Raw genomic sequence first — 16,905 nt, 5'->3', positions numbered from 1 at the left:
TACAAAGAGTCTCGGGCAGATCAAACATCGGTCAGCCAGCGAACGACCGCTGGGACTCCGCTATGCGCCCGCTTCAGCTGCGCCTTCGGTCATCGGTGCGCGCGATTCACCGCTGGTCCCATTGCCCTGCTGAATCGTTACCGGTTCCAGTTCGACGGTTGCGGCGGCGGCGTCCTGGCCGATGACCTGCCCTTCAGTGACCTCGGTCGCGCCGGTAAAGCCGGTCCGGGTGCCGTTGTTAGCCCCGACTGCGCTGAACTGATACTGGGTCTCGGCACGGACGCTCACGTTCGTGTAGCCCTCGTCAGTCCCCCAGTCGTCGTACCCAGTGGTCGAGTAGGGAACAGTCATCTCGAAGTTCCCATTCTGATCTGTCTGGGTCCGCTGGCGGTAGACGAACGTCTTGTTCGTGGCCGGGTTGCGCATCTGTACGGCGGTCCGGACTGTTGCGTTCGCCGGTCCGGTCCCTTCAATTGTCGCACCTGGGACGCGCTCGAATATCTTTGCCCAGGCGGAGTGCTGATACCGCGGATTGTTCGGGAACGCCTCAGTCTCACTGGAACCGACCAGACGGTAGTGTTCTAATGCTGAAACCCGCTCGGATGGGTTGTCGCCGAACCCACCGATCTGTGAGGTCGCGTCTTCTTCAACGTACTGACGAGCCTGCTCCATGCTCTCGAACTGTCGGATGACCCGTCCCTGTTGCTGGCCTTCTGGTTCCTGTTCGTTGGTCGGCGCACCGCGGTACTGGCCTCCCTGGCGTGTCTGCTTGTTCTCCCAGTCGATGACAACCGGCTGCGGGTTTTTAGCGCTGCCGTGGAACCGATACAACCGAGCGGTCATCGTCTCGTAGTAGGCCTGCTGCTGGAACGTTATCGGTCTGGTACTGCCGCTCTGGGACTGGATGTACATTCGGCTGTAGTAGTCACCAGGACCCACGCCGTCAGCGTACGTCGCTGGCGCGAAGAACTTCCCACGGTAGGGTCTGTTCCCGTTTGTCTCTGCCATCTTCCAGTCGACAGCGACGTATCTGGTCTTCGCGTCGTCCTCGTTTGTGTTGTCGAGGATATCGTTTGCCTGCGTTTCATTCTGTGCGACCAGGAACGGAGCGACGATCTCCGTTCCCTGCTGGAACGGGTTCGCGTTCGGCACACGTTCTGCTCTGGTTGTAATCCAGTGTCCGTAGTCCCACCACGACAGAACACCGTACTGCCCTTCCTGATAGTCGAAGTCCTCTTGTCGCTCATAGGTGCCGTAGTACTCGAGTGTCGCGTCACCGCCGGAGCCGTAAGCTCCTTCCGCAGGCGTGTTCCCTTCCATCCACTGCAGGCTCTCATCCCAGCCCTGAATACTCGGCCCGGGACCGGTCGAACCGGCTTCGACCGGCGATGTCGAGCCGAAGGCGAACAGTGGGACGACGATGACAAGCAGCACTGCGAGAATCGTCATGACCTGATAGTACTCGATACCATCGTCGGCGCTGAAATCGAACCAGCGGATGAATCGGCCGACAACCATTCCCGATAGCACTGCAATCGGCGCGACGAGATAGTAGGCGAACCGTCGCTGGGTAAACGTTGCCAGCAGAATGAATACCGCCCAGACCACGACCAGTAGTTCTTCCGCAGGCGCGTCGTCGGAGAGGAACTGTTTTCCGAGCAAGATGAGGCCGCCAATGCCTGCGACGACGACAGCGAACCCGTGTGCCCTGAACAGGACGCCGACGCCCGACAGCGGGGTGGCTTCGCCGACGGTTTTGGCCGTTTCACTGGTTGTGAGCCCGATTACCCGCATCACGTTGTTTGTGAAGAAGCTCCACAGATCGGGGGTCAACACTGCCATCAGAACGGCCCCGAACGCGAGGATTCCGAATACGGTCGCCGGATACACGTACTGGCCGTACTCTCGTTGCTCCATGAATCGAGCTAGCCACGCCATGAACACACAACCGAAGGCAACAGCTAACGCCAGCCCGGGCTGTAGCAGCGACTGAGCGGTTGCTGTAATTTCCAAAACGTTGATTCGCGACGCACTCACCACAGCGGTAGTCGCCATCGTGATTGCGCCCGCGATGGCCGTGTGTTCCGGGCTGCTGTCGTGAACATATTCCAGACACAGTCGGAGCAGGAAGAAGACACCAAGTATCCCGAGAAGAAGCACACCGGGCGGCCAGACCCAGAGATACATTGCGATTGCCACACCGGCCAGCATGGACCAACTGATGGTATCCCGGAGTGCGCCTATGTCTCGCTCGATAAACTGCTCATAGATCGGCTTGTCCCGCGCGGCGACGCTGACAGCCACCATGACACCGAGGACACCGAGTATCTGGAAGAGCGCTTCAGCGACGTGGTGGTCGGAGAACCCGACGCGGCTCCGCTGCAGGAGAAACCCCGTCGAGAAGGCCATCACAGTAACCGCAGTTACGCCGCCGAGGCGGCCGCCGAGTCGGCGTCCGATGAGGTACGTCGGAACCGCAACGAGCGTCCCGAGCACGGCGGGGGCAAACAGGAGCGTCATCGCAACAGTCTGGTCGCTGGGGGACCCCAGACCGATAATCAGGGCAACTGTCGCGACGATCTGATCGAGCAGCGTCCCGAACTGCCCCGTGCTGGTTCCATATGGGAAACGCGTCCAGGGGTCGAACGGCATCGTCGCGGGCCAGTGCTCAACGACATACTGGGTCGAACGGTAGTGATACCAGGCGTCGTTCCCGCTGAAGAGCACCTCGCCGTCAACAATGAAGTTCTGCCAACTTCGGACGCGATTCCACAGCATGAACCCGAGCAGTACCAGGAGGACCGGAACGTGGTACCAGCGCTCGGCCCACTCCAGGGCGGACTCGAGTTCGGGGTTGTCATCAAGATAGCCCCGTGATTGACTCATTGCACGGAAAAACTGCCAAGGCGCGCATAAGCCTTTTGACCTCTATTCGAGCGCAGGATGGAAACGCCTAACAGCACCGGTGGCACACCACCGACCATGCGAGTCTCGGTCGTGCTCTGTACGCACACGATGGAGCGATATGACGACTGTCGAGCGGCGGCCGAGAGCGTCTTAGCCCAGACCTACGACGACGTGGAACTCGTACTGGTCTCAGATGGGAACCGGGACGTGTACAAGCAGTACCAATCTGACTTCGGCAATCGCGACGATGTCCTGACTCACTGTAACGATGCAAACATCGGACTGCTAGAGAGTCGGAACAACGGGGCCGAGGTGGCTACCGGAGACGTTGTCGCGTTCATCGACGACGACGCGATCGCTGACGAGGAGTGGGTCGCGGCGCTAGTCGATGCCTACGAACAACACGACGCGCTCGCGGTCGGCGGCCGAATGACGCCGGCGTGGGTCGCCGGGAAACCCAGTTTTCTGCCCGCGGAGTTCTACTGGCTCATCGGCGTCACCCATCGCGGGTTCGGACCGAACGGCGACCCCGACGAACCCGGCGTCGTTCGCAACACCTTCGGCTCGAACATCTCCTTCGACCGAGACGTGTTTCTCGAACTGGGCGGCTTCGACGACGACATCGGCGGCCGCCAGGGCGAAAAGAATCTCCAGGGCGGCGAGACGGAACTCTGCGCGCGCCTGCGAACTGAATACGACGAAGGCGTATACTACACCCCGGACGCGCTTGTCGCGCACAAGATATTCGACTACCGGACTGATCCCGGCTGGCTGTTAGACCGGGCGTTCTGGCAGGGGTACTCGAAGCGCGGCATGGAGGTGTTCGTCCCCGAATCGACCGGCGAGGAGTCCGATTTCCTCGGCGACCTCCTGTTCCGGTTTGCCCCCGAAAGGCTCTCGGGCCTCGTTCGCGCTCCCTCTGTAGCCGGCGTGTTACAGTTCGTGTTCCTGTTCGCTCTCACCGCATTCGTTGGCTTTGGCTACCTGTACGGGATGACTGTCTGGAGGTAACAGATGACGGACCCAACACGTCAGCAAGAGTGTGAGACGGAAACACAGGAAGCGGACCTGTCGAACGTCTGTGTCGTCACGCATCCGCTTGCCGCGGCCGGCGAGAACGCCACACGGAGCCTGCTGGATATCCTCTCTGCGATCACATCGGTCGCGCTCGTGACGGCTGATTTGCCAGCCGATTCTGAGATCCGCGACCGGCACGAACTCGTTGAACTCACGCGGAAAGGCGCGGGCGACTCCATCGTCACCGCCGCGTTCCGGTTTCTGCTGAACCAACTCCGAATGTGTCGCGTTATTGCTGATCGTGACGAAGACGTGGTCCTGTTTTTCGGCGCAACGTCGTACCTGCTACCCATTATTGTGGCTCGGTTACTCGGGAAGACTGTTCTCGTCGAACCCCGCGGCGACGTGCCGCTGACGCTCCGGCTGAACTGGGAACAGCAGTTGCCGGACCCGGTGGCTGCCGGGCTCGCCGGTGCCGTCCGTGCACTCGAACGAGCTGGCTTCGCCGCGGCCCACGGCGTCATCACCTACACGCCCGAGATGGCTCGCCAACTGGACCTGCATCCGGAAGCCCCGACCGTGTATCCGACAGGGGCGCGCTACGTCCGGACGGACGAATTTCGCGTCCGGCAACCCTACGCTGACCGCGACCGCGTCGTCGGGTTCCTCGGACGGCTCGACGAAGAAAAAGGCGTCCGGGAACTGGCTGCAGTTGCCACGCAACTCCCTGATGACATCACCTTCCGGTTCGTCGGGGACGGCGACCTCCGAGAGTGGCTGGAAGAAGACCTCGCCGCAGATATCGAGGCCGGTCACGTGGAACTGACCGGCTGGGTGGACCACGATGAGGTCCCACACGCTCTGAATGACCTCGAACTTCTGATACTGCCCTCCCAGCCGACCGAAGGGCTCCCGACGACTATTCTGGAGGCGCTGGCTTGCGGAACGCCAGTATATGCCAGCCCGGTCTCAGGTGTCCCGGACGTGGTCAGAGACGAGGAAACCGGTTTCACCATCGACTCGCGCGAGCCCACGGCACTGGCGGCGGGTATCGAGCGGATTCTCGACAGGGATGATCTAGCAGTAATCAGCGAGAACGGACGCGCCCTGGTCGAACGCGAGTACAGTTTCGATGCGGCCTGTGAGCGATACCGCGGTATTCTTCGTTCCGTCGCCAGCTACTCGTCGTAACCCAACCGTCGGAGCCGTTCCTTGACATCCTCATCCATATCCGGGCGCTCGACGTCGTCCGCCTCCGTTGCCCGAACGAGTTGCCGGTGGTCATTGAGCTGTTTGCGGAGCCGCCGCTCCTGAGCTGGATGGTCCTCGATGACGTTTACCTGCTCTTCAGGATCCGCTGTCAGGTCATACAGCTCGTCATCCTTGTCCTCGTGGGCAATGAGCTTCCACTCGGGCTCACGTACGCGGACGTGTTCGTCGCCGTCGTCATCGCGGTAGCCGCCCAGAATCTCGTTGCGATCCCACTCCCCGTCGAAAGCGAGTCGCCGGAGGCTCTGTCCGAACCAGTTGTTCGGCACATCGAGCCCAGCGGTGTCGACGAGCGTGCAGGGCAGGTCAGTCAGCCCGACTAGCTCGTCGTAGCTTCCCGTATCGTCCCAGCCGTTAATCAAGAGCGGGACGTGGTTTTTCACGTCAAGGAGGCGGGCGCCGCCGAAGTAACCGTGTTCGAGGAAGTGGTCGCCGTGGTCCGCCGTCAGCGCCATCACGTAGTCGTCTCCCCACGTTGACTTGACGGCGTCCATGAGACGGCCAACTTCCGCGTCGTTGAACCGTATCTCCGCATCGTAGAGGTCGATGAAGGTCTGGTGCTCTTCCGGAGTCACTGCCTCGGGCTCCTCGATATACTTGCGACGAAGTTGGATCGATTCGTCGTCGGACACTGGCTCATCCCGGAACTTCCGCTGGTATTCCTCGGGTGGGAGGAACGGATGGTGGACGTCCATGTAGTGTGCCCAGACGAACGTCGGCGTCTCATCGTCGCTGTCCTCGATGAACTGGATCGCTCGGTCTGTGATTTCATCGGCCGGGACGTGATAGGACCCGACATTGATTCCCTGTGAGGACTCAAGGAAGTCGTAGCCCCGCCGCAGGAGGGAGAGCAGTGTGCCGTCGAGGTTCGTCTTGGCCCACTTGCGGAGCTTTGAGGTCGCCGACTCGTCGGGGGCCGAGTCGTAGAACTCGTCCCACCCCCGGTCATAGCCGAACTTCCCAGAGACGTAGAGGTTCGAGTGAAACCCGCCGGTGCGGTAGCCGGCGTCGTCGAACACCTCGGAAATAAGGGTCTGTTCCTCGGAAATGCGCTCGTGGCCGCCGTACATCATCGGCGTCACGCCCGAGAGGATGCCGGGAAATGAAAAGCGGGTGCCGCCGACGTGGGAAAAAGCGTTCAGGAACGTGCTGCTTTCTTCGGCGTAAGCGTCAATATGTGGCGTGGTATCTCGCTCGTACCCATGGTACCCCATGTGGTCCGCTCGTAGCGAATCGATAGTAACGAGGAGGACGTTGTTCATGCTACTGCGTCCGCCAGTGGCACAATTAAGGATTGCTATAGTGTCGTTTCCGGCATAACCAATCGGGCCTTCGCACGGACCCGCGACGAGATGGCTACGAGGACGACAGCGTAGACGACCCCGCCGAAGCCGGCGAGCAGCAGCGTCCCCAGCCGACCCGGAGGCATCAGCGTGGCAACGGGAGAGACTGCAGCGGCCATCACCGTGGCAGCGGCGACCTGGGTGCCGAGTGTCCGGTACGGAATTTGGATGGATCCGACGATGTTCCCGAGCACCCAGTAACTGATTAGCGCTCGAAGTAGCGACGACAGCGCGGTAGCGATGGCCGCACCTGTCCAGCTGAATTGCCAGATGAGAACTGCGTTCAAAATCACGTTAGAGGCGATAAAAACCATGTTGACACGGAACGCTGCGTCAGGCCTGTCGACCCCGTTGATGACGTTTGTGAACTGGGAGGCGAACGCGTCAGCAAGATATGCTGCAATGAGGATGAGCAACACCGTCCCGCCTTGGCCGAATTCCGGGCCAAAGAACCGAAGGACCCGTTCGCCGATGATGGCCGCACCGACGAGTCCCGGAATGACGAGGATACCGCTGAACGCCAGTGCCTCGTCGAGGTAGTGAACGATGCGGTCGTAGCCGTCCGCCGTGCTCAGATCGCTGACCTCCGGAAAGAGCGTCTGGCTGATCGAAGAACTTGCAATCGCAAGCATTGATCCGATACCCCACGCCGCCTCATAGATACCGATGAGAGATGCACTGACGAAAAACGAGAGAAAGATAGTGTCGAGCCAGCCGAAGACTCGGCCTCGGAGTGCCCCCATCCACGCATACTTGGCGTAGTTGATGAGGCTCCGGAGCTGGTCAACGGTGGGCAGCGCCGGCCGCCGCTTACTCAGCAAGAAAGCAGCCCCGGCGGCGACGGCTAGGGACAAGGCGTGGCCCAGCGCGATGCCGGCCACCCCCATCGCCGCCAGAAGCGCCCCGACCTGTAGAGCGGTCCGCGTCACGCGCTCGCCAGCCTTGAGCCAACCGGTCGCAGCGACTCGTTTCTGTCCCTGCAAGCTTCCCTGTGTCGTCCGGTATGCCACTGCCGCGATCAACATAACCACGATCTCCACGTCGTAATCGATGAGGACCCGCATGAGCTCGCGGTTACGGGAGACAATCCCTCCGAGGAGTTCGCCGGCCGCCAAGACGAGGACGCCGAGCACGGCAGTCGTAATCGCGTTGAGCAGGATACCGCCGCCGATGAAACCGGCAGGACTGTCACCCTCGCTAATCCGTTTTTTCATCGCGTTCGCAACAGCGTTACCCGGAATCACCAGCCAAAAGAAGCCCAGCGCGACGATAACAGAATACTGTCCAAGACCGCCTGCACCCAGAACGATAGCAATGAGCCATCTTGCGGCGAAGCCGGCCAGCGTGACAACGGCCTGTGAGACAAAGTGTGAGAAGGCGGTTTTCCCAAGCTTCATTCCATGTAGCCAAGGTCCCGAAGTTGGCGCTGGACCGCACCAGAGAACTCCTCTTGTTGGCCCCCCGATACTGGCTGGCCGTTCGCCTCAATCCAGTCCGCTAAATCGGACTGTAGCGACTCGGCCACCTCTGGGTGCGCCTCACGCACGTCGGTTTCCTCATCGGTTACCTCGAACAGTTCTGAACCTGCTTCGCTCTCCTGATAGCGCCACTCCTCTGTCCGGAGCCCGCTCAGCGTCGCGGTGTGGAACGCTGAGTAATCAAAGTCAGGGTTGTGTGTGAGTAGTTCTTCGTAGGTGTTCGGGCCCCGCTGGGAAACGGCGAACTCACGACCTTCCTCACGGAGGTCGACTCCGATGGTATCTGAACCGTCCACGCCGGCGACTTCAAGCAGCGTCCGCATTATGTCGCTATGCTGGATGATGTCGTCGTCGTCGACGGCTAACGGATCCTCGAGTCCGTCAATAACGAGCGGGACGCGGGTAACGGCGTCGTTCAGGACGTAGCTGTGCGAAAGCAATCCCCACTCGCCGAATAATTCGCCATGGTCGCCCGTAATCACGATGATGGTGTCTTCGAGGTTGAGCGAGCGCAAATTTGAGACAAGTTGACCGACCATCTCATCGGTGTAGGCGATCTCCGAGTCGTACATCGCACGCAGGGCGGCCCACTCCTCGTCGGTCAGCTCACAGCCGTTTGCGATGATTTCATCGAGGTTGTAGTGGATCTCGAGCGCACGTTCAGCGGCCTCACGTCCGGACATTTCAAGATCATCAGTAAAGGTATCAAGGTATTTTCCCGGCGGATAATAGGGTCGGTGGGGTTCATTATAATGGAGATAAAAAAAGAATGGCTTGGACTCGGATTCGAAGTCGCCCAGCCATCGCTTCGCAACACCGTTCATCAGCAGTGGCGACGCGTGTTTTGACGTGTCCATCGTCAGCCCGGCCGAGTGGCTCCGGATGTTCCAGAGGTACGAGGCGAGGGTCTTTGCACCGGCCTGATGAATTGTTGAGGATGCGAGCCACTGAAACCGATCGAAGCCGCGGTCAAGATTGGTCGCCGAGCTCAGATAGGAGTTGCGCGACAGGCAGGCCGTCCGGTAGCCGGCGTCTTGGAACCGTTCCGCGACAGTAGTAATGCTGTCAGGGACTGCGTTCCCCTCGATGCCGATATTCGTGTGGGTTGGAGCATAGCCAGTCAAGATGGCGCCACTAGAGGGCAGTGTGGATTTACTGTGAGCGATGCACGTATCGAACCCGTGGCCCGAAGCAGCTATATCGGCCATCTCCGGGGTCGTGTCGCGCTCGTATCCCCCGATCGTCGTGTGATCCGACCGAAGGCTGTCGAGAGTTATCCAGACGATGTTCGGCGTCGACATACGGTATACCGTTGTTGATTTGCCCTCCAGTAATTTATATTCCGGTTCCAGACAGAGAAGGTGGATTACTGACGTATTGTGAGATCTGGAGACACACCAGAGAGCATGACGGCAGACACCAGCGCTAGCGAGAAATTTCCTGCTGGCTCAGGAAGTGTGCCTCCAGCACGTCACCTCGACTGCCGGCGCAACAATATACGAACACCCTTCGAAGGTGGGAACTCGACCACTGACGGCTGTCCCGTGGGTCGGGTTCGAGTCCTCCCAGCCTGAGACGGCCGACGACAGGACTGTCAAAGACCGTTTGGAGACCTTGGGCTATGCTGAGTAGTCAAAGTAAATAAGTATTAAATATACACGTAGCCGAAGTAAGACAATCATGGTGCTGGTCGTTCTTGGTATCGACGCGCTGGATCCGGAGCTGGTAGACCCTGCGGACCATCCGAACCTCACGCTCGATAGCTACCGATCTATCGAGACAATAAACAGCGTTGAAGGGGAGCCAAGTACCCACGAACTGTGGCCGACGATTATCACCGGTCTTTCTCCCGAAGAGCATGGGCTCGAACTCGAGGACGGTGTGGCCTGGGAGAACCCCTTGCTACGGTACGGGAGCGCGGCCGCGAGCTACCTGCTTCCCGACGGGATTCAAACCAGAATTGGTGCGTGGCTGCTCAACAATACCGGCGAAGACGCGTTCCGTGTTCCAGCGACCTACTACCAGAACGAAGGGATATCGACGGTATTCGACGGTCGTGAGGCCGCGACCATCGGCATCCCGAACTACGTTGTCGATCCCGATATCGAGGACCGAGAACACAGCCTTCGGCGGAACCTCGGAGACCTGTTCGAACGCGACCAGAGCGCCCGGGGTGGTCATACCTCATCCGACCCGGTAGCGTTCTACGAGCAGTGTCTGGAGATGTCAATGATTCGCCTCGCCCGGGCGCGAAGAGCACTCAGAGGCGGCCAAAAGAGTCTGGTCTTCGCGTACACGAGCGGACTTGACCTTATCGGCCACGTCACCTACGACCAGCCGACTCTCCAGATGCAGGCCTACGACGAACTCGACGAGTTCGTGGGTGAACTGCGGGATGACCTCCACGAGGACGATGAACTCCTTCTCGTGAGCGACCACGGGCTACAGGACGGCGTCCACACCCACGAGGCAATGGTCGCGGCGACGGACAACCGTCTCGTTGACGATGTCGGGAGCGTACTGGATGTCCGTGCGGCCATCGAGTCCGAACTGGACGCTCACGACCACGACGGCAGCGGCCGCGGGCAGCGACTCTCGATGGGGCAGAATGACGCCGTCACCTCGCAGCTTGAAGATCTCGGGTATATGTAACTCAGTCCACTAGCTCGCCGTACAGCTCCCGATACGCGTTCGCAACAGTGCGTATCTCGTACTTCTCTTGGACCAGCTCTCGACCCGCGGTGGCGAGACGTTGGCGTCGCTCGATGTCGGAGGCCAGCGTGACCAGATGGTCTGCGAGACGGGTGGCGTCACCGGTCGGGTGGAACAGCGCCACGTCGCTGTAGGGCTCGGTGAACGGTGGAATCTCAGAGAAGACAGCCGCATTGTCGGTGGCCAGACCCTCGACGGCCGCGGCACTGAACCCCTCCCATAGCGACGGCATCGCGTAGATGTCTATCTCGTCGAGCATCTTGTAGACGTATCGACGGTCGAGATAGCCGAGGAAGTGGACGGCGTCGGTGACGCCGTGTTCTGCTGTGACCGTCCTGAGGGCGTCTTGCTCCGGACCGTCGCCGGCAATGACCAACTCGATAGGGGTGGCCGAGCGGTCGCGGGCAAGAGCGAGCGCGCGGACGAGCGTCGCCTGGTCTTTCTGTTCGGTGAGCATCCCCGCGGTACCGACGAGAGCGGTGTCGTCATCTATGCCGGCCACCTCGCGGGCGCTCCAATCGACTGTTCGACCGGCGTCGATTCGGGCGAAGTCAACGCCGTTTGGGATGAACCTGACACGGTCTTCGGGGAGTAGGATGTCCTCCCAGCGAGTAAACGAGTCGTATACCGCCCGTGAATTACAGACGACGCGGTCAGCCAGCGGATTCGTGAATCCGTTCGCTACCCTCCCCAGTCTGTTGAACCCCTTCCGCATATTCCCCTCTCGGGATACCGACGGGACCCCGAGATACCGTGCGATGGCCTTCGCGAACGACCCGGAGTGGTTGTGGTGAGCCTGTACGACATCGTACTCGCGGAGTATCGACGCGGTGCGTCTGACGGTTTGTACGTCTGCCCCGACCGTCGTGTCCGGCGCGTCAAGACAGGTGACACCTACCCGGTCGTCGCCGTCGAAGGACTCGGCGTCGAACCACGCGAGGATGTCCACCTCGGCATCGGTGTACTTCACTACCGCCGTAGCGATATCGGCCGGGACGCTCGTCTCGCCGACTGCGTTGACGACGAAACAGACGCGTGGGCTGGTCCCGGTCATGTTCACTCTTCGGCGTACCCCAATGCCGCCAGTCGGTCCGAGACGTAGTCGGCGGCCCCGACAGGGGTATCGGGCTCGAAGACTACCCCCGGCACCGTCACCAGCGGGTCGTTCCAACCGCTAGCGTGGACCGAAACGTGCTCGCAGTTGGGGCTTGGCGACCCTAGGTCGGAGTCCGGGTTCGCACAAACATAGGTGGTATCTTCGAACCCCGCCGACTGTACGGCCTGTATAAACTCCCACGTCGCACTCGCCGGTGACCGATCATGGCCGACAACGGCGTCTGTCACCATCTCCGACAGCGTGTCGTACCGACACATACTGGGGATGATGAGTCCGTCCCAATCGACTGCCTCTAACTGTTTGAACAGACGCAGAGAGCATGTCTCCGGGAGGTGTTTCGAGAGCCACGTCCACGCCCGATAAGTCAACGACTCCCGTAAAGAGTCGGAGGCCGGTGGCTCGTCAGTTCCAAACAGCTGGTACGTGTTGAACAGTATCTTCCCTAGCATTGGTCTACATAGCCGATGGGCTTCAGAGGGCTCCTGACAGACATCGGTTACTGCAGCGAGTGAACTCACACTACGGCCCACTCCAAGCGGACGTTCGCAGTTCGCGATATCAAGCGTCTACTGGCCTTGCCGCAGGAAAATTCTTAACCGTTGTGGTTCAAACCACACGAGAGCGGCGTCTCAGTGTGGCGTCTGACTGCCGAGAGTGCCCGCAAACGGCGGACGACACCGACAAGGTGGCGAGGAAAACAGAGTGTTTTTTATATTCGTGTTGTAGCCAACTAAGTATGCATCTGGGTATCGTTCCCGCCAATGATGGGTCACATCACGACCCGAGTGCCTGTCTCGTCGAGCGGGGCGAAGTACGGGCATTCGTCGAACAAGAGCGGATGAGTCGGGACAAACACGCCGAGGGGCAGTTCCCGCTTGAAGCCATCGAAGAGGTCCTCTCTATCGCGTCTATCTCTATCCGCGATGTCTCGACGATTTCGCTTTCGCGGAACTACGACAACCGACGGAAAGCGCTTGGCCGTCTCGCCCGTCGGGGGTACAACTCGACAACATCGGGCCGTTTCGAACGGCTCTACGACACTGTCATGTTACCGCTCAAACAGAGCATGCAGTTGACAAACGAGAAACTCCGGTCGCTGACGGCCTCGAAACTGAGCACCCATTTCGACATCGATCAGTCCGAACTCCCCGAGATTCGCTGCCGCAACCATCAACACACCCATGCGACGAGCGCGTTTTTGCCCAGCGGATTCGACGAAGCACTGGTCGTCTCGTTGGACAACTACGGCGGTCACCTATCCGGTGGCGTGTACCACGGTGAGGGGTCTCAACTGCGGATGTTGGAGTCGTTCCCGCGGTTCAACTCTCTGGGTCGGTTCTTCGGTGACTTCACCGCCTTCCTGGGCTTCCGTCGGTCCAATGGCGAAGGGAAAGTCATGGGACTGGCCCCCTATGGAGAACCGAATGAACACATCGGTTCCGTGGTGGAGTCCTACTACACCGTCGAGGATGGGCACTACGATGTCGAGGCGTTGACCTATCGTAAGCCCAGCGACGCTGTCGCGAAACTAGAACGTGACCTCGGGTTCGACCAGCGATACTGGCGCGACGAAATCGAGCAACGTCACAAAGACGTTGCGTTCCACTTACAGCGAGCCGTCGAGGACATCGTCTCGCAACTGTCCGAGTTCTATCTCGAGCGCGAGGGCCTGTCGAAGGTCTGTTTGGCCGGCGGCGTCGCACTCAACTGCAAGATGAACAAACGAATTCGGGAGCTAGACGCCGTCGAGGACATGTTCGTCCAGCCTGCAGCCAACGATGCGGGCGGCGCACTCGGTGCCGCTTACATCGACAGCGTCGAGGCAGGCGACAGTATCGCCGAGATGCACCACCCGTACTTCGGGACGGCGTACACCACCGAGGAGGTGACAGCCGTTTGCGATGAACTGAAAGTCGACTACGACGTAGTGGATGACCCACCGGAACGGGCCGCAGAGAGACTCGCTGACGGCGAGCTGGTCGGCTGGTTCCAAGGCGGAATGGAAGGCGGTCCCCGGGCGCTCGGCAATCGGTCGATACTGGCGGACCCGCGGTCACCTGACTCGCTTGACCGTGTCAATCGGTACGTGAAACACCGGGAGGAGTGGCGACCGTTCGCCCCATCGATGCTGCGCTCGGCGGGCGAGCAGTATCTCGAAGGCGAACTCTCGAAGGCCGCACGGTTCATGATAGATACCTACGAGACAACTGCTGCCGCGAGAGAATCGATTCCGGCGACTCTACACCCGGCGGACGACACCACCCGGCCACAGATCGTGACGGCGGATGCCAACCCCCGGTATCACTCGCTCATCTCTGCGTTCGAGGACCGAACTGGCGTCGGTGCCGTTCTGAACACCAGTTTCAATGACAGCGGCGAACCGATGGTCCGGTCGCCACAGGAGGCGATACGTGATTTCTACTCCATGGGACTCGACGTACTGTTCGTCGAAGACGTGATGATCGAAAAGTGACCGAGGGCGGCAATTTGTCTACGGCCACCCACGAGGGCACTGATTGACGGACCAAGCCACTCAGTTCTGGACGAGTCGTGTCACTATCCACTTTCGCTCGATTCACTGGGAGTCCGCGACACTCTCGTACTCCCACACCAAATCGAAGTACCGCTTCATCCCGGCGACGAAGGAACCGTTCTCGGTCAAGGCGGCCTGCCGCATATGGTTGGGGACATCGGGTTCCTCGACCAGCAGAATAGCTTCCCCGCCTTCGTAGTCCATACTGGGGTCCATCAGGGTGCCGCGCCAGGGCAGTTTCTCGGGGCTGAAGCGTACGTCTACGGCGGGGAATTTTGTAGCCAGTCGGTCAACGATATTCGACTGTACTGCGGCCTTCTCCGGCGGAAGATTGTCCGGGTGCAGGAAGAGAACAGAGACGTCGACGCCCCTCTCAAGAGCGTCTTCCAGCGCCCCGCTGACGCTGTCCAGATAGGCGAAGCTGTTGGTGATAACCCGAAGCGTCTCGTCGGCGTCGTCGTACAGCCGTCTGGTCTCGCGTTCGCTCGGTTCGCCGACGTCGACGACGTGGAACAGTTCGGCCGTCGGTGAGATATCCTCGCTTGCCTGTTCAAACCGCGGTTGGTACTCGGCGAGGAAGGCGTCGCGGTAGGAGTCCATGTCGGCAGCGAACGATTCATATGATTGCCTGCGGTTTTCGACGGCCCGGTCGAGGATGTCGCTGGGAGATTTCGGCTGGTACTCCTTGGGGCGGCCGGGTATCACCTTGATGAAGCCGCGGTCGGACAGTGACTCCAGCACGCCGTAGACGCGGGCCTTGGGGATACCGCTCGCTTCCGCGAGATTCGGGGCCGTCGTTCGGCCGAGCGAGAGCAACTGTTCTAGCGCCGTCGCCTCGTATTCAGTCAGCCCAACCAAGTCGAACACGTCCGCAGGGTCGCTCATATACGCCCATGTGTGGCACGGGATGTAAAACGCGTCGCCCGGCGCCGGAATCTATTAGTGGGTGGCAGCAAGTAGTTACTCGCAGAGTGAGTAACATGACTGCGACATCCCAGACCGAAGAAGACGAGCACCTGGCAGACATCGAAGACGGCTGTGGCTGCGCGGAGGTCTGGGAACACATGAGCGAGCAGCGCGACGACTGAGGTCAGACCCGCATTTATTTGCCTTCGCGTGGATGACGTTGAGTCAATGGCCGACCGAGACGACGTCTGTATACTGTTGCCGACATTCAACGAGGCCGAGACTATCGAGTCGGTCGTGTCCGGGTTCCGCGAGCAGGGCTTCGACAACGTCCTCGTCATTGACGGCGGGTCGACCGACGGGACACAGGACATCGCCGAATCGGCCGGCGCGCGGGTCGTCGAACAGTCCGGTTCGGGGAAGGGGCAGGCCGTCAGAGAGGCGGTGACGCGCCACATCGAGCAGCCGTACGTCCTGATGGCCGACGGCGACGAGACCTATCGGCCCGACGAGGCGGACAGGCTACTCGAACCGCTGTTGTCGGGCCAGGCCGACCACGTCATCGGAAACCGATTTGCGGATATGCAACCCGGCGCGATGACGAAACTGAACCAGGTTGGCAACCGTATCATCAACAGGTCCTTCGAAACGATTCACGGACGGGACCTCACTGATATTCTTTCAGGGTATCGCGCGTTCACGCGCCAGTCCTTCCAGCGGAGTTCGCTGACGGCGTCGGGATTCGGTATCGAGACGGAGATGGCCGTCGAGTGTGTCAAACACAACATCTCGACGGCGGTGGTGCCGATCACCTATCAGCCCCGCCCTGACGAGTCCGACACGAACCTTCGCCCGTTCCGGGACGGCGCAACGATCATCCTGACGCTGTACCAGATGGCAAAGACCAACAATCCACTGTTTTACTTCGGGAGCGTTGGCCTCGGGAGCACTGTGGTCGGGTTCCTCCTCGGCGCGTACGTGGCCTACGACTGGGTTGTCAACAGCATCTCACACGAGGTGATTGCAGTTGTGGGCTCCTTTGCTATTCTGCTGGGAATCCAACTCCTCATGTTCGGCGTCCTATCGGATATGCTCGTAGCGGTGAACCGCGAGCAGACGCGCCGGCTGGAGGACATCGCCGTCCAGCTCACACACGAGAGCCGAAATCAGCCGGCGGACGTGTTTGACGACCAGCAGGTCAGCGGCGCGGAGGGCACCAAAGATAGCGACACAGAGACAGAGCCGGCGGTATCTCCGAACCAGTCCGAGAAGTAATTTAGAACGGGACCAGCGCGCGTAGCTGGGAGAGAATACTGTTTCTGGTGGCTTCCCGTTTCCGCTCGAATATCGGATGCAGATCGTTGAGTAGCTCCTGCTCGTTGTCGAACTGCGTGGCGTTCGTTTCGTCGAGCGCCTCGGCGACGGTCATCGAGTGGCCCGACGCGTCGAACGGGACCGCGATGTGTCCGGCGGCGTCCCGGACCTCCCTTGCTGTCGCGGGATACTCGATGTCCACGTCCGACAGGCGGGCGTCGAGTGCCGCGATACCGAACTCGATGACGTCTGGCTCGTCACTGTTATCGGCTGGTGGCCGTACTCCCATTGGTAACGTGATGGGGCCGG

13 protein-coding genes are annotated in these 16,905 nt (G+C 60.3%); 5 read left to right on the top strand and 8 right to left on the bottom strand.

The features are described 5' to 3' along the window. Positions 1-60: 60 nt before the first annotated feature. The gene (locus AV059_RS17120; RefSeq protein WP_058996395.1) at positions 61-2,886 is read right to left on the bottom strand and encodes an oligosaccharyl transferase, archaeosortase A system-associated; all 2,826 of its coding nucleotides are present in this window, start codon (positions 2,884-2,886) and stop codon (positions 61-63) included. A gap of 96 nt (positions 2,887-2,982) precedes the next feature. Here AV059_RS17120 and aglG point away from each other — a divergent pair, with 96 nt between their 5' ends. Next, a complete protein-coding gene (gene aglG / locus AV059_RS17115) occupies positions 2,983-3,918 on the top strand; it encodes a glucosyl-dolichyl phosphate glucuronosyltransferase (RefSeq protein WP_058997666.1) in 936 nt (311 codons plus the stop codon). Between the two features lie 3 nt (positions 3,919-3,921). Next, positions 3,922-5,115 carry a glycosyltransferase family 4 protein gene (locus AV059_RS17110; RefSeq protein ID WP_058996393.1) on the top strand — a complete coding sequence of 398 codons (1,194 nt, stop codon included), beginning with the start codon at positions 3,922-3,924 and terminating at the stop codon, positions 5,113-5,115. On the opposite strand, the gene AV059_RS17105 is transcribed toward AV059_RS17110, so the two are convergent. The 3 genes from AV059_RS17105 to AV059_RS17095 are packed head-to-tail and all read right to left on the bottom strand — an operon-like array spanning position 5,103 to position 9,315. After that, entirely contained in the window at positions 5,103-6,455 is a 1,353-nt protein-coding gene (locus AV059_RS17105; RefSeq protein ID WP_058996391.1) for a sulfatase, read from the bottom strand. The genes AV059_RS17110 and AV059_RS17105 overlap by 13 nt on opposite strands. Before the next feature lie 35 nt (positions 6,456-6,490). Beyond that, positions 6,491-7,933: a polysaccharide biosynthesis C-terminal domain-containing protein gene (locus AV059_RS17100; RefSeq protein ID WP_058996389.1), complete on the bottom strand. Its 1,443-nt coding sequence runs from the start codon at positions 7,931-7,933 to the stop codon at positions 6,491-6,493. Then, the gene (locus AV059_RS17095; protein ID WP_058996387.1) at positions 7,930-9,315 is read right to left on the bottom strand and encodes a sulfatase; all 1,386 of its coding nucleotides are present in this window, start codon (positions 9,313-9,315) and stop codon (positions 7,930-7,932) included. The genes AV059_RS17100 and AV059_RS17095 overlap by 4 nt, the downstream gene beginning before the upstream one ends. 379 nt (positions 9,316-9,694) lie before the next feature. Here AV059_RS17095 and AV059_RS17090 point away from each other — a divergent pair, with 379 nt between their 5' ends. After that, complete coding sequence (locus tag AV059_RS17090) at positions 9,695-10,666, top strand: alkaline phosphatase family protein (RefSeq protein ID WP_058996385.1); 972 nt, start codon at positions 9,695-9,697, stop codon at positions 10,664-10,666. Between the two features lies 1 nt (position 10,667). Here the strand turns inward: AV059_RS17090 and AV059_RS17085 are convergent, their stop codons facing one another. Together AV059_RS17085 and AV059_RS17080 are read right to left on the bottom strand one after the other, a co-directional pair. After that, the gene (locus AV059_RS17085; protein WP_058996383.1) at positions 10,668-11,780 is read right to left on the bottom strand and encodes a glycosyltransferase family 4 protein; all 1,113 of its coding nucleotides are present in this window, start codon (positions 11,778-11,780) and stop codon (positions 10,668-10,670) included. 2 nt (positions 11,781-11,782) lie between these two features. Then, the gene (locus tag AV059_RS17080; RefSeq protein ID WP_058996380.1) at positions 11,783-12,292 is read right to left on the bottom strand and encodes a hypothetical protein; all 510 of its coding nucleotides are present in this window, start codon (positions 12,290-12,292) and stop codon (positions 11,783-11,785) included. Positions 12,293-12,579: 287 nt separating this feature from the next. Between AV059_RS17080 and AV059_RS17075 the strand changes: the two genes are divergently transcribed. Beyond that, positions 12,580-14,316 carry a carbamoyltransferase C-terminal domain-containing protein gene (locus AV059_RS17075; RefSeq protein WP_058996378.1) on the top strand — a complete coding sequence of 579 codons (1,737 nt, stop codon included), beginning with the start codon at positions 12,580-12,582 and terminating at the stop codon, positions 14,314-14,316. A 102-nt stretch (positions 14,317-14,418) separates the two neighbouring features. Here the strand turns inward: AV059_RS17075 and AV059_RS17070 are convergent, their stop codons facing one another. Beyond that, positions 14,419-15,261 (bottom strand): TrmB family transcriptional regulator, encoded by an 843-nt coding sequence (locus tag AV059_RS17070; RefSeq protein ID WP_058996377.1) that lies wholly within the window; start codon positions 15,259-15,261, stop codon positions 14,419-14,421. 249 nt (positions 15,262-15,510) lie between these two features. On the opposite strand from AV059_RS17070, the gene aglJ reads away from it, so the two are divergent. Next, positions 15,511-16,557: an S-layer glycoprotein N-glycosyltransferase AglJ gene (aglJ, locus tag AV059_RS17065; protein WP_058996375.1), complete on the top strand. Its 1,047-nt coding sequence runs from the start codon at positions 15,511-15,513 to the stop codon at positions 16,555-16,557. Between the two features lies 1 nt (position 16,558). Here the strand turns inward: aglJ and AV059_RS17060 are convergent, their stop codons facing one another. Further along, complete coding sequence (locus AV059_RS17060) at positions 16,559-16,885, bottom strand: hypothetical protein (RefSeq protein WP_058996373.1); 327 nt, start codon at positions 16,883-16,885, stop codon at positions 16,559-16,561. Between the last annotated feature and the right edge of the window lie 20 nt (positions 16,886-16,905).

Origin of the sequence: Haloarcula sp. CBA1127 (genome assembly GCF_001485575.1) — an archaeon.
Lineage (GTDB): Archaea > Halobacteriota > Halobacteria > Halobacteriales > Haloarculaceae > Haloarcula.
The sequence above is the reverse complement of the archived record's forward strand: the minus strand, read 5'-3'. Positions and strand labels throughout refer to the sequence as shown.

Bases quoted from the DNA above. Each gene is read 5' to 3' on its own strand.
- AV059_RS17120 (WP_058996395.1), bottom strand. From the start codon at position 2,886: ATGAGTCAATCACGGGGCTATCTTGATGACAACCCCGAACTCGAGTCC.
- aglG (WP_058997666.1), top strand. From the start codon at position 2,983: ATGCGAGTCTCGGTCGTGCTCTGTACGCACACGATGGAGCGATATGAC.
- AV059_RS17110 (WP_058996393.1), top strand. From the start codon at position 3,922: ATGACGGACCCAACACGTCAGCAAGAGTGTGAGACGGAAACACAGGAA.
- AV059_RS17105 (WP_058996391.1), bottom strand. From the start codon at position 6,455: ATGAACAACGTCCTCCTCGTTACTATCGATTCGCTACGAGCGGACCAC.
- AV059_RS17100 (WP_058996389.1), bottom strand. From the start codon at position 7,933: ATGAAGCTTGGGAAAACCGCCTTCTCACACTTTGTCTCACAGGCCGTT.
- AV059_RS17095 (WP_058996387.1), bottom strand. From the start codon at position 9,315: ATGTCGACGCCGAACATCGTCTGGATAACTCTCGACAGCCTTCGGTCG.
- AV059_RS17090 (WP_058996385.1), top strand. From the start codon at position 9,695: ATGGTGCTGGTCGTTCTTGGTATCGACGCGCTGGATCCGGAGCTGGTA.
- AV059_RS17085 (WP_058996383.1), bottom strand. From the start codon at position 11,780: ATGACCGGGACCAGCCCACGCGTCTGTTTCGTCGTCAACGCAGTCGGC.
- AV059_RS17080 (WP_058996380.1), bottom strand. From the start codon at position 12,292: ATGCTAGGGAAGATACTGTTCAACACGTACCAGCTGTTTGGAACTGAC.
- AV059_RS17075 (WP_058996378.1), top strand. From the start codon at position 12,580: ATGCATCTGGGTATCGTTCCCGCCAATGATGGGTCACATCACGACCCG.
- AV059_RS17070 (WP_058996377.1), bottom strand. From the start codon at position 15,261: ATGAGCGACCCTGCGGACGTGTTCGACTTGGTTGGGCTGACTGAATAC.
- aglJ (WP_058996375.1), top strand. From the start codon at position 15,511: ATGGCCGACCGAGACGACGTCTGTATACTGTTGCCGACATTCAACGAG.
- AV059_RS17060 (WP_058996373.1), bottom strand. From the start codon at position 16,885: ATGGGAGTACGGCCACCAGCCGATAACAGTGACGAGCCAGACGTCATC.